Consider the following 12,483-nt stretch of genomic DNA (forward strand, 5'->3'; position numbering starts at 1 on the left):
GGAAGCTAACTCCTTTCATCGGTGGTGAGAAGCAGGGCGTGGATGCCGTAAAACAGCGCCTTTTTCTCCACCGGACTCATGTCCGGTTTTTTCAGTGCCTGGATGTAAAAGCCGATCATATCGCTTGGATGCTCGGCAAACAGGGCGGAAAAATCGTATTGCGGTTCCGTCTCATCGATGATATCCGCGATGCGGAAACGCAGCTTTAAGGCGTCCAGATCGAAGGAAATATCGGGATCGCGCATGCCCTGCACCTTGAAGCGGAAAATATTGTCATTGCCGCGCTGTTCGATCTCATGGGCAATTTTTAAGTACAGCTCCGTGTTGGTCGTATCCGGCGTGACGCGGACGATGAGTGGGATGTAGCGGAGCTTCGCCATCGGAATAAAGTCCAGTGTCGTTACCTGACCGATTTCCGGGTCGATCTCGCCGTAAAGGATGCCGTGCCTGCCGGTCTCGGTCTTATCAAGCGGCTCCGGGGAACCGCAGTATGCCATCTTTTTGTCCAGTAGGATCTCTGGCCTGTGGATGTGCCCCAGTGCGATATACGAAAATCCGGAGGAAGCCAGCGCCGCCCGGTCGATCGGGACGTGGTTCGCGTCGCCGCCGTGCCCCAGCAGAATGTGGATTTTTCCATCCTCCGGCGCTTCAAGAGCATCGAGGCGCGGCTCCGGGATCTCCGCAGTATAGTAAGAAAAGCCGGTCACCTCGGTGTTGATATCCTCAAAATAGACGGATGAGACATCCTCACTTTCCAGAAACGTCACGTTGGAAGCCCAGGAAAAGCTTAAAACAGCTGAATTTTTGCGGATCCGGTCGTGATTGCCCGCGATGATGATAACCTGTGTCTGCGGGATCGTGGAAAACAGGTAATTGACCTCTTTCAGGTCGCGCAGCAGCGGCTGGCGGTGGAACAGATCCCCCGCGATGAACAGGCAGTCCACGCGCAGCTCCTTTGCCTTGGCGATGATGGCGGTAAACGTATCGCGGATATCGCGGCTGCGCTCCCGGCTCCACGGCTTGTCGCTGTCCGGGGACATGCCCCAGTGGATGTCGCCGGTATGGATAAATTTCACATTCTCTCCCCCTTTCAGGAGTCTGTCACTCCGTATGTACATATTGAAATAATAATAGAAAAGGGACTGCTGCAAATAGCAGAAAGCAGATTCCAGTATTTGCGACAGCCCCATAGTTGCTTATTGTTTACAGTTCACAGTTGTTTACGGTTCTCGGGAACGGAATGACATCGCGGATGTTGGAAACGCCGGTTAAGTACATCACGCAGCGCTCGAATCCAAGACCAAATCCGGAGTGTCTTGCGGAACCGTATTTACGCAGATCCAGATAGAAATTGTAGTCCTCCTTTTTGAGTCCAAGCTCGTCCATACGCGCCTCTAACTTCTCTAAGCTGTCCTCACGCTGGCTGCCGCCGATGATCTCGCCGATGCCCGGTACGAGACAGTCCATCGCTGCAACGGTCTTGCCGTCCTCGTTCATCTTCATGTAGAATGCCTTGATCTCCTTCGGATAATCGGTAACGAAGACCGGTTTCTGGAAGATCTTCTCGGTTAAGTAGCGCTCATGCTCGGTCTGTAAGTCACAGCCCCAGAATACCTTGTAGTCGAATTCGTCGTTGTGCTCTTCGAGGATGCGGACGGCCTCGGTGTAGGTTACATGACCGAACTCGGAATTTAATACGTGGTTTAAGCGGTCAAGGAGTCCCTTGTCGATGAACTGGTTGAAGAAATTCATCTCTTCCGGTGCGTGCTCTAAGACGTAGCGGATGACATATTTTAACATATCCTCGGCAACTTCCATGTTGTCGTTCAGATCCGCAAATGCCATCTCCGGCTCGATCATCCAGAACTCAGCTGCATGACGGGTCGTGTTGGAGTTCTCTGCGCGGAAGGTCGGTCCGAAGGTGTAGATATTGCGGAATGCCATCGCGTAGGTCTCGCCGTTTAACTGACCGCTGACAGTTAAGTTAGTTGGTTTTCCGAAGAAATCCTGGGAGTAGTCAACCGTGCCGTCGTCCTTTTTCGGAACATTGTTCAGATCCATCGTGGTAACCTGGAACATCTCACCGGCGCCCTCGCAGTCACTTGCGGTAATCAGTGGAGTGTGGACATACACGAAATCGCGCTCCTGGAAATACTGATGGATCGCGTAAGCTGCCAGGGAACGTACACGGAACACAGCCTGGAAGGTGTTAGTTCTCGGACGCAGGTGGGAGATGGTACGCAGATACTCAAGGCTGTGGCGTTTCTTCTGAAGCGGATAATCCGAAGCGGACGGTCCCTCAACGGCTACCTCGGTCGCCTGAATCTCGAACGGCTGCTTTGCCTCCGGGGTCGCAACCAGGGTACCTTTTACGATAATGGATGCGCCTACGTTTAACTTGGAGATCTCCGCAAAGTTCGGCATTGTATCATGGTAAACAACCTGAAGCGTCTCAAAGTAGCTGCCATCGCTCACAACGATGAAGCCAAAGTTCTTGGAACCGCGCACGCTTCGTACCCAGCCGCCGATCTGAACTTCTTTGTCCAGATACGTCTCTCTGGAACGGTAAATTTCTCTTACAGTGGTTAAATTCATCTCAGTAAACTCCTTATTTTGCAAAATAAACTTTCTCATGCGGACTGCCCTGCAGTGTGCAGACCGTGTTTAACTTTCATTATACTGTATTTTTCTTGTAGATTCAAGGGACGGAGGGAAATTTGCGGGGGGAAGAAACCTGCCCGTATAAAAAGTGACAGCTTTAAAAATTAACAGAAACAAATGCAAAAACAGAAGGAAAGGGCAGAAAACAAGCTGGGTATTGTGTCAACTCTGTGAATACTTGTTTTACAGAGACAAATGCCCGGTGTTAGAATGGGGATAAAGAAAGAAAACCGCGGAATACTTTCAAAGAGTCTATCAAACGGAAAGGGTGTAGACAGAAGAATTATGACTGAACTTGACGCAAATAAAAAAGCGGAAGAGCTTCTGAAAGGTGCGTACGATTTACATGTACATTCATCGCCCTCTGTTTTTCCGAGAGAATTGGATGGATTCCAGTTGATCCGGGAGGCAGACGCGGCAGGAATGGCGGGAGTGATGCTGAAAAGTCATTATGAATCAACGGCTTTACGGGCAGAACTGATCAACCGCTACAGCGGCTGTAAGGCGAAAGCGTATGGCGGGCTCTGCCTCAACTGCCCGGCGGGCGGCTTGAATGTATACGCGGTGAAAAATGCATTGCGGGCGGGGGCAAAAATTGTATGGATGCCGACCCGGGATGCGAAAAACAGCCTAGTATTCGGAAACATGGAGGGAGATTTCTTCGACCGCAGGGGTATTACCATTCTGGAACAGGATGGAACATTAAAAGAATGCGTCTACGACATCATGGATGCTATCAAGGAAAAAGACGCATTTCTGGCAACAGGACATATCAGCCCGGAGGAATCCCTGATTTTATGCAGGGAAGGACGGAAACGGGGGGTCAATATGATTTTGACACATCCAGAGTTTCCAAGGACGAGGATAGGAAGAGACGATCAGGCGGAACTGGCGAAGCTGGGGGTTGTGATTGAGAAGAACTGGTTTAATCTGGCACAGAAAAGTGTGATGCCGGAAGAGATGGCAGAGACGATTCGGACCGTTGGAAGTGGACACGTATATCTGGCAACGGACCGAGGGCAGAAAGGGGCGCCGACACCCGTTTCGGAATTGAAACGGTTTATCGCCGTGATGCTGACCTGTGGGATTGCGGAAGCACAGATACGGGACATGGTCCAGAAGGTACCGGAAGAAGTGGTATGCAGATAAATTTATATAAATGCACATTTTTTAGAAGGAGGATTTTACATTATGAGGAAAGACAGAGTATTGGCAGGGGCATTAGCAGCAGTGACAGCGCTCAGCATGACAGCGTGCGGCGGCGGACAGGCAGGTGGTACCACACAGGCAGCGGCGGCAGGAACACAGGCGGCAGCCGAGAACACCGCTAACCCGAATGCCGAGACAACACTCAGCATCGGTTATACGACCGCAGCAAACGCGGATGATCCGTATCACTTTACTGCAACCAAGTTCAAAGAGATCGTGGAAGAGAAATCCGAGGGTAGAATTGCAGTCAACCTGTATGCGAGCAGTCAGCTTGGTTCCGAGCCGGAGATGTGGGAAGGCATGCAGACCGGAACATGCGACATGGCAGTCATGACGAATGCATATGTTTCTTCTTATGTACCGGCAAACGGCGCACTGGATCTTCCGTTCATTTTTAGCGATCTGGCACAGGCACGTGAGATCGTAGACGGCGATTTCGGTCAGTCCCTGATCGACAATATGGACGGAACAGGCGTTACATGTCTTGCATTTTCTGAGGGCGGATTCCGTCAGTTGTGTACAAAGGACAAAGAAATCAAAGCACCGTCCGATTTGAATGGACTGAAGATCCGCTGCATGGAGACAAAGATTTATCTGTCTGCTTACAAGGCGCTGGGTGTAAATGCAACCCCGATGGCATGGGGCGAGCTTTTAACCGCTCTGCAGCAGGGTACCGTAGATGGCTGTGACGCACCGTTAAGTGTATTATATACCAACGGTTTCCCGGATATCTGCAAATACATTGATAATGTAAACCTGTTCTATTCTCCACTTCCGGTATGTATTTCTACCAGCGTATATGAGTCCTTATCTGAGGAAGATCAGGCGATTTTAAAAGAAGCAGCACAGGAAGCAGCCAAAGAAACACGTGAAAATAACGATGCAACCGCTGAAAAGATGGAGTCGGATCTGACGTCTCAGGGCATGACGATTGTATCCTCTGAGGATGTAGATACAGAGGCATTCCAGAGTGCCGTACAGCCGTGCTATGACGAGATGGAATCCTACATCGGTTCTGAGTGGGTGGATCAGATTAAATCCCTGACCGGCACGGAGAGGTGATTGCAGAAAGAGGGTTTGACAGCATGAAAAAATTACAGCAGGTTTCAGACATAATTAATAAGTGCGTCAGTTACATAGGAATGGTGATTTTTATTATCCTGATTGTTGCCTGTGTGGCACAGGTGTTTTTCCGCTTCATTCTGAATAATTCATTGTCCTGGAGCGAGGAACTTGCCCGGTACTGCTTTATCTGGATGCATATGCTGGGGGCTTCCTTGTTGATTGAGGGAAGCGGACATGCTACAGTAACAGCAATCCTGGATCTGATGCATGGAACACTTCGAAAAATTGTCGATATTATCATTGAATTAGTTATCTTTTTTGATGGAACCGTAATGCTGTACGCAGGCTTAAAGCTTGCGTACAGCTCCAGAACCAACTTGAGCACCGCGCTTTCTGTCCCGATGTGGTGTATCAATTCCTCCGTGGCAGTCGGCGGAATCCTTTTGATGTTCCAGGCATTTGTAGCGATTGCGATGATCGTATCAGCGACAGAGAGAAAGGAGGATAAACCGGTATTATGACACTTGTATTAGTAGTATTATTCGGTCTGATGCTTTTGGGTATTCCGGTTGCATTTGCAATCCTTTCTGCCGGAATGGCATATCTGGCGACAACGGGAGGGAGCATGCTGGTAGTCGCACAGCGGCTGATTTACGGTCTTAACTCCTTCACACTGCTTGCAGTCCCACTGTTTATCTTGGTAGGAAACCTGATGGATTTCGGTGGTATTTCCAAACGTCTGACCGATTGGGCGAAGAGTATTTTAGGCTGGCTTCCGGGCGGACTTGGAATTGTAACCGTATTCAGTTGTGCGATCTTTGCAGCGCTGACGGGCTCTGGTCCGGCGACGGTAGCAGCGATTGGTTCAATTATGCTTCCTTCCATGCTGAAGGCAGGTTATTCCAGAGAAACGAGCGCGGGGTTAGTTGCATCGGCAGGTGCATTGGGACCAATCATTCCTCCGAGTATTCCCATGATTATTTATGGAGTTACAATGAATCTTTCAATTCCGGCAATGTTTATGGCAGGGGTTGTCCCGGGACTTGTTATCGCACTGGCGTTATCGTTAGTCAATGTCGTATTCGCATACAGGAATCCGGAGGTTCTGAAACATGCGAAGACGATGAAGTTTGATTTTAAAGAATCCATGAAATTGTTCTGGAAAGCGCTGGGCGCTCTGGGACTTCCGGTTCTGATTCTAGGCGGTATTTATGGCGGTATCTTTACACCAACCGAATCCGCAGCGGTCGGCATTGTTTATGCGCTGATTCTGGGTTTTGCATTGAAAGAACTGAAAGTAAAAGATTTACCGAAGATCCTGATCAATTCCCTGAAAACATCGACAATGGTCAATTTCATCATCGCGGCGGCGTCCCTGTTCTCCTGGGTTGTATCGAAATCCCAGATCGGAATCGTGATTTCCAATGCATTTATCAGCTTCGTAGGTGGCAGCCAGGCACTTTATCTCTTCGTACTAGTTGTAGTGCTCTTAATTGTAGGCTGTCTGATGGATAACGTAGCGGCAACTCTGATTCTGGCACCAATTTTAATTCCGGTTGGAATTGCACTCGGATGTAATGAACTCCACATCGGTATGCTGTTCTGTATTTGCCTGGTAGTTGGATTCGTAACACCTCCGTTTGGATATAATCTGTTTACGGCGGTTTCGATTTCAGGCTTGAATTTCAAACAGATTGTAAAGGGAGCGCTTCCGTTCCTTTTGACGGAAATATTGCTTCTGTTTGTATTTGCATATGTACCGGGAATCATCACATGGCTTCCGAGACTAATGGGGTACGGATACTAAGTATTAGAAAAATACGTAAGAAAAAGGGGCTATGAAAAGACAGCAGAAGAGACTTGAAAGGTCAATGCGCTGTTTTTTTACGGCTCCTTTTGGTTAGAATAAGAAAATAGATAGAACTGAGAACTGGCGGAGGAAACAATGAAAATAGGATTCGAAGTTTTTTTGGTGGTAGCCAGAGAAATGAGTATTACAAAAGCTGCAAATGAGCTTCATATTACACAGCAGTGCGCCAGCGATCATATAAAGAGGCTGGAAAAAGAGTATAATGTCGTGTTGTTTGAGCGGCGTCCCAAATTCCGTCTGACGCAGGCTGGCGAGATCATGCTTCATAACCTGTTAAATATCCAGATTATGGAGACGAGTATGAGCCGGAGTCTGGCGGGGATAGCGGAGGGGACGGTGGGCGGTTTTACCTTGGGAATCAGTACATCCCGCGCGCCGATCATACTGCCCCGTGTGCTGCCGCGATATTACCAGTGTTACCCGAAGGTAAATATATCCTTTACGGAGGAGGACACACAGATCCTGGAGGAACGCCTGTTGAACGGACAGGTAGATTTATTTATCGGGGTCAATACGTCACCGCATCCGGATTATAAAATCCAGACCCTGACGACGGATGAGATCATCCTGGTTATCTCCGCCAAGCTTTTGAGGCGGGAATTTAGCAAGCAGGAGATCCGGCAGATGGAGGATGGGATTGATCTGAAACGGTTTTCCAACATTCCGTTTACGCAGAGTTTCAAGACCGGAAAAGTCAACCATGCGATTCAGGAATATCTGGACAGTTATAATGTAAAGCTTAATGTCATCTATAACATCAGTGATAGTGAGACGCAGATTCTGCTCTGCGCGTCCGGCATCTGTGCGGCGCTGTGCCCGAAAATGCTGCTGGCAGCTGCTTACCGTCACAATCAGACCTGTAAGCCAGAGGATGAACTCTATATGTTCCCGATCCGGAACCTGGGACGGGAGTTAAAGATTGAGCTGGTCAGCCACCGGAATGCGATGCATCCGATGTATATACAGGACTTTGTCCATATCTTACAGGAGGAGTTGCCGCGGATTGCAGATTCGATGAGTCTGGAAGAATTGAGAAAGAGTATACAGTAAAAAAGCCTTGAATCGGAAATGCTTTTGAGTCAAAAGTGTCTCAGATTCAGGGCTTTTTTTCAGTTCACGGGAGGTTCGCTCTTAGATTCCACATCCCGGAATTACGAAAATATTATGTAAAAGGAACGAAAAATGTCGGAAAATGTACAAAATTGGGACAAATTCTATTAAAAATTTGTTCACTATTTTCGTGAAGTATGTTATAATAAAAACAGGTTTAAAATACACATTATATGTGAGCATCGAGGGGTGATATCGTGATTAAAAAGGAAATGATAGCTATGCTGTTGGCAGGCGGACAGGGCAGTCGTCTGGGTGTCTTAACTCAAAAAGTAGCAAAACCTGCGGTTTCTTTCGGAGGAAAGTATCGAATCATCGATTTTCCGTTAAGTAACTGTATCAATTCGGGAGTGGACACGGTAGGCGTTCTGACCCAGTATCAGCCGCTGCGGCTGAATGCACATATTGGAATCGGTATTCCGTGGGATCTGGACCGCAACGTAGGTGGTGTGACGGTACTTCCGCCGTATGAGCGGAGCAAAGGAAGCGATTGGTACACCGGTACGGCGAACGCGATTTACCAGAACCTGGAATACATGGAAACGTACAATCCAGAGTATGTGCTGATTTTGTCCGGCGACCACATCTACAAGATGGACTACGAGGTAATGCTGGAATACCACAAAGCAAACAATGCGGATGTGACGATCGCGGCGATGCAGGTTCCGATGGAGGAGGCAAGCCGTTTCGGTATCGTTATAACCGATGACAACAACCGCATTACGGAGTTTGAGGAGAAACCGGCGAATCCGCGCAGCAATTTAGCTTCCATGGGTATTTACATATTCAGCTGGAAGGTGCTCAAAGAAGCGCTCATCAAGCTCTCGGACGAGCCTGGATGTGACTTTGGAAAGCACATTATCCCGTATTGCCATGCAGCTGGAAAACGTATCTTCGCATACGAGTACAACGGCTACTGGAAAGATGTCGGAACCCTTGGCTCCTACTGGGAGGCAAACATGGAACTGATCGACATCATTCCGGAGTTCAACCTGTATGAAGAATACTGGAAGATTTACACGAAGAGCGATATTATTCCCCCACAATTTATATCGGAGCAGTCCAAGATAGAGCGCAGTATCATCGGCGAGGGCACCGAGGTATACGGCGAAGTCATTAACTCGGTCATCGGAGCAGGCGTTACGATCGGAGAAGGTGCGGTGATCCGTGATTCGATCATCATGAAGGGCACGACGATCGGCGCTGGCACGGTTGTGGATAAGGCGATCGTGGCGGAGGACGTTACCATCGGTGAGAATGCCGAGGTCGGCGTCGGAGAATATGCCGAGAGCAAGTACGACAAGAAGGTATATCAGTTCGATCTGGTAACGATCGGAGAGCGCTCCGTGATACCGGATGGAGTGAAGATAGGACGGAACACAGCGATTTCCGGCGTGACGACGGCAGAAGATTATCACGGCGGCGAGCTGGAGAGCGGCGATTATATCATAAAGGCAGGTGGAATACAATGAGAGCGATCGGGATTGTTTTAGCTGGCGGCAACAGCAAGAGAATGAGAGAATTATCCAATAAGAGAGCCATCGCAGCGATGCCTATCGCAGGCAGCTACCGCAGTGTCGATTTTGCTCTGAGCAATATGAGCAATTCCCACATCCAGAGTGTGGCGGTACTGACGCAGTACAACTCCCGTTCCCTGAATGAGCACTTGAGTTCTTCCAAGTGGTGGGATTTCGGACGTAAGCAGGGCGGCATGTATGTATTCACACCGACGATCACGGCAGAGAGCAGCGACTGGTACCGCGGTACCGCAGATGCGCTGTATCAGAACCTCGATTTCTTAAAGAAAAGTCATGAGCCGTATGTGGTCATTGCAGGCGGCGACTGTGTCTATAAATTGGATTACGGCAAGGTACTGGAGTATCATATTGAAAAGAAAGCGGATATTACCGTAGTATGCAAGGAGATGCCTCCGGAGGAGGACGTTACCCGCTTCGGTCTGGTGAAGTTAAACGATGACGGACGTATCACAGATTTTGAGGAAAAACCGATGCTGGCGACCTCCAGCATGATCTCCTGCGGTATCTATGTAATCCGCCGCCGTCAGCTCATCGAACTTCTGGAGCGCTGTGCAGCAGAGGATCGGTATGATTTTGTTACCGATATTTTAGTCAGATATAAGAACCTCAAACGCATTTACGCGTATAAGTTAGGAACTTACTGGAGCAACATCGCTTCGGTTGATTCGTACTACAAGACGAACATGGATTTCCTAAAACCGGATGTACGCCACTATTTCTTCAAGGAATACCCGGAGATCTACTCCAAGGTAGATGATCTTCCGCCGGCAAAATACAATCCGGGTGCAAATGTCAAGAACAGCCTGGTATCCAGCGGCTGTATCTTAAATGGTACGGTGGAGAACTCGGTTCTGTTTAAGAAAGTATATGTAGGCAATAACTGTATCATCCGGAATTCTGTTATTTTAAATGATGTTTACATCGGGGACAATACAGTGATTGAGAATTGTATTGTAGAGAGCCGTGATACGATCCGTGCCAACACGACGCACATCGGTACGCCGGAAGATGTAAAGATTGTCATTGAGAAGAACGAGCGGTTTACATTATAGGGTACATCAAAGAACAGACGGAAGGGGTAAATGGGTATGCAGATTACAGACGTAAGAGTGCGGCGGATAGAGAAGGAAGGTAAGATGAAAGCCATCGTATCCATCACACTTGACAATGAATTTGTGGTTCATGATATCAAGGTTATTGAGGGAGAGAAAGGACTTTTTATTGCTATGCCGAGCCGTAAGGCTGCGGATGGAGAATACCGGGATATTGCCCACCCGATTAATTCGGAAACCAGAGACATGATTCAAAATGTCATTCTTGCCAAATACGAGGCGACAGCTCTGGAACTGGCAGAGCTGGAGAAAGCAGAGTAAAAAGCAGGAAAAGAAAGTAAAAAGAGAGAAAATATGAAAAAATGTCCCCGGACGCTGGACAAAGTGCCCGGGGACATTTATTATGTAGATATAGTGTGCTCAAAAACGGGCAGAATTTGCCCGAATGTGTACAGATAATCCATAAGGGGGTAATTATGAGCGGTACGATTTTTTCTTTAATACCGCCTATCGTAGCCATTGCGCTTGCATTGATTACGAAAGAGGTGTACCTGTCTCTGCTGATAGGTATTATGTCGGGCGCGTTTTTATTTACGGGTCCAAATCCGCTTCATGCGGTGGAAACAATGATCGCGATCATGGGCGAGAAGATCGGGGGCAATGTCAACATTCTGCTTTTCCTGGCATTTCTCGGCATCGTGGTAGCACTGATCACAAAGTCTGGTGCGTCGAAGGCTTATGGTGAGTGGGCGTCCCACGCGATCCGCACGAAGAAGGGCGCGCTGTTTGCAACCATGTTCCTCGGAATGCTGATTTTCGTGGATGACTATTTTAACTGCCTGACCGTCGGCACGGTTATGCGTCCGGTGACGGACAAGCACAAGATCACACGTGCGAAGTTAGCCTACATCATCGATGCGACGGCGGCGCCGATCTGTATCATCGCGCCGATCTCAAGCTGGGCGGCAGCGGTCGGTTCTTCGCTTCCGGAGGACAGCGGAGTGGACGGCTTCAGTCTGTTCCTTCACACGATTCCGTTTAATCTGTATGCGCTTCTCACGATCTGCTTCATGCTCTTTTTGGTAGCAGGCGATTTTGATTTCGCGGCGATGAAACGCTATGAAGAACAGGTGAAAAAGACCGGAAAAGAGACGACGGTCGAGGCGGAGGCGATGGAGATCTCCGGCAACGGAAAGGTTATCGATCTGATTCTTCCGATCCTGGTTCTGATTGCGTTCTGCGTCAGCGGTATGCTGTATACAGGCGGCATCCTGGACGGCGTTGGTCTGGTCGAGGCGTTCGCCAACTGTGATTCGGCACTGAGCCTGGTGCTTGGTTCCTTCTTCACACTGGTGTTTATCTTTGCATTTTACATGATCCGCCGTGTCATCCGGTTCAATGAGTTCTGTGAATCCTTCACGATCGGCGTCAAGGCGATGATCCCGGCGATCATGATTCTGTGCCTTGCCTGGACTCTGTCTGGTATCTGCAGTGCGGATTACTTAAACATCGGCGGCTATGTCAAAGAGGTAGTGGGCGGCAATGCGCTGGTCGGCTCCCTGATGCCGGCCCTGATGTTCGTCATCGCGGCGGGGCTGGCGTTCTCGACCGGTACGTCCTGGGGTACCTTCGGTATTCTGCTTCCGATTGCATTTGCGGTGGTTGGCGCTGAAAATATGAACAGCCTTACGATCGTGACGGCTTCGATTCTGGCAGGTGCGGTCTGCGGCGACCATGTTTCCCCGATCTCGGATACGACCATCCTTGCGTCGGCTGGCGCCCAGTGCCACCACATCAACCACGTATCGACCCAGATCCCGTATGTGCTGTGCGTAGCGGCGTGCTGTTTCCTCGGTTATCTGGCGGCCGGAATTACCGCCAATGGCTGGGTGGGAACCGGCGTGGGATTCGCAGCGCTGATTGTGGTTCTGGTTATTCTGGATCGAAAGAATAAAGGGACGAAAGAGGCGTAAAAGCA

At 49.1% G+C, this 12,483-nt stretch carries 11 protein-coding genes; 9 read left to right on the plus strand and 2 right to left on the minus strand.

Annotation, left to right across the window (positions count from 1 at the left end; translation table 11 throughout):
* Positions 1–5: 5 nt before the first annotated feature.
* Both DW931_RS14410 and asnS read right to left on the minus strand, forming a co-directional pair.
* Complete coding sequence (locus DW931_RS14410) at positions 6–1,076, minus strand: DNA repair exonuclease (RefSeq protein WP_118482235.1); 1,071 nt, start codon at positions 1,074–1,076, stop codon at positions 6–8.
* A 127-nt stretch (positions 1,077–1,203) separates the two neighbouring features.
* Entirely contained in the window at positions 1,204–2,595 is a 1,392-nt protein-coding gene (gene asnS / locus DW931_RS14415) for an asparagine--tRNA ligase (protein WP_118482236.1), read from the minus strand.
* A gap of 351 nt (positions 2,596–2,946) precedes the next feature.
* Here asnS and DW931_RS14420 point away from each other — a divergent pair, with 351 nt between their 5' ends.
* The 9 genes from DW931_RS14420 to DW931_RS14460 all read left to right on the plus strand — a co-directional run bounded on the left by DW931_RS14420 (position 2,947) and on the right by DW931_RS14460 (position 12,478).
* A complete protein-coding gene (locus DW931_RS14420) occupies positions 2,947–3,810 on the plus strand; it encodes a DUF6282 family protein (protein ID WP_107001705.1) in 864 nt (287 codons plus the stop codon).
* A gap of 42 nt (positions 3,811–3,852) precedes the next feature.
* On the plus strand, positions 3,853–4,932 hold the full coding sequence (locus tag DW931_RS14425; RefSeq protein WP_118482237.1) for a TRAP transporter substrate-binding protein: 1,080 nt from the start codon (positions 3,853–3,855) through the stop codon (positions 4,930–4,932).
* 23 nt (positions 4,933–4,955) lie between these two features.
* Positions 4,956–5,456, plus strand: coding sequence for a TRAP transporter small permease (locus tag DW931_RS14430; RefSeq protein WP_118482238.1), 501 nt, complete (start codon positions 4,956–4,958; stop codon positions 5,454–5,456).
* A complete protein-coding gene (locus DW931_RS14435; RefSeq protein ID WP_207722853.1) occupies positions 5,453–6,742 on the plus strand; it encodes a TRAP transporter large permease in 1,290 nt (429 codons plus the stop codon). Before DW931_RS14430 ends, DW931_RS14435 begins: the two co-directional genes overlap by 4 nt.
* A gap of 138 nt (positions 6,743–6,880) precedes the next feature.
* A complete protein-coding gene (locus DW931_RS14440) occupies positions 6,881–7,855 on the plus strand; it encodes a LysR family transcriptional regulator (RefSeq protein WP_118524749.1) in 975 nt (324 codons plus the stop codon).
* 257 nt (positions 7,856–8,112) lie between these two features.
* Positions 8,113–9,387 carry a glucose-1-phosphate adenylyltransferase gene (locus tag DW931_RS14445; RefSeq protein WP_107001700.1) on the plus strand — a complete coding sequence of 425 codons (1,275 nt, stop codon included), beginning with the start codon at positions 8,113–8,115 and terminating at the stop codon, positions 9,385–9,387.
* Positions 9,384–10,505 carry a glucose-1-phosphate adenylyltransferase subunit GlgD gene (gene glgD / locus DW931_RS14450; protein WP_022359575.1) on the plus strand — a complete coding sequence of 374 codons (1,122 nt, stop codon included), beginning with the start codon at positions 9,384–9,386 and terminating at the stop codon, positions 10,503–10,505. The genes DW931_RS14445 and glgD overlap by 4 nt, the downstream gene beginning before the upstream one ends.
* Before the next feature lie 36 nt (positions 10,506–10,541).
* Positions 10,542–10,826, plus strand: coding sequence for a septation regulator SpoVG (gene spoVG, locus DW931_RS14455; protein WP_107001781.1), 285 nt, complete (start codon positions 10,542–10,544; stop codon positions 10,824–10,826).
* Positions 10,827–10,981: 155 nt separating this feature from the next.
* Positions 10,982–12,478, plus strand: a complete 1,497-nt coding sequence (locus tag DW931_RS14460) for a Na+/H+ antiporter NhaC family protein (protein WP_107001699.1) — start codon at positions 10,982–10,984, stop codon at positions 12,476–12,478.
* Positions 12,479–12,483 lie beyond the last annotated feature (5 nt).

Source organism: Clostridium sp. AM43-3BH (assembly GCF_003479985.1).
GTDB classification, from domain to species: Bacteria; Bacillota; Clostridia; order Lachnospirales; family Lachnospiraceae; genus Otoolea; species Otoolea fessa.

What these genes read in the sequence shown, in the direction of transcription:
- DW931_RS14425 (WP_118482237.1), top strand. Translation starts at nt 3,853, where the DNA reads ATGAGGAAAGACAGAGTATTGGCAGGGGCATTAGCAGCAGTGACAGCG.
- DW931_RS14430 (WP_118482238.1), top strand. Translation starts at nt 4,956, where the DNA reads ATGAAAAAATTACAGCAGGTTTCAGACATAATTAATAAGTGCGTCAGT.
- DW931_RS14435 (WP_207722853.1), top strand. Translation starts at nt 5,453, where the DNA reads ATGACACTTGTATTAGTAGTATTATTCGGTCTGATGCTTTTGGGTATT.
- asnS (WP_118482236.1), bottom strand. Translation starts at nt 2,595, where the DNA reads ATGAATTTAACCACTGTAAGAGAAATTTACCGTTCCAGAGAGACGTAT.
- DW931_RS14440 (WP_118524749.1), top strand. Translation starts at nt 6,881, where the DNA reads ATGAAAATAGGATTCGAAGTTTTTTTGGTGGTAGCCAGAGAAATGAGT.
- DW931_RS14460 (WP_107001699.1), top strand. Translation starts at nt 10,982, where the DNA reads ATGAGCGGTACGATTTTTTCTTTAATACCGCCTATCGTAGCCATTGCG.
- glgD (WP_022359575.1), top strand. Translation starts at nt 9,384, where the DNA reads ATGAGAGCGATCGGGATTGTTTTAGCTGGCGGCAACAGCAAGAGAATG.
- spoVG (WP_107001781.1), top strand. Translation starts at nt 10,542, where the DNA reads ATGCAGATTACAGACGTAAGAGTGCGGCGGATAGAGAAGGAAGGTAAG.
- DW931_RS14420 (WP_107001705.1), top strand. Translation starts at nt 2,947, where the DNA reads ATGACTGAACTTGACGCAAATAAAAAAGCGGAAGAGCTTCTGAAAGGT.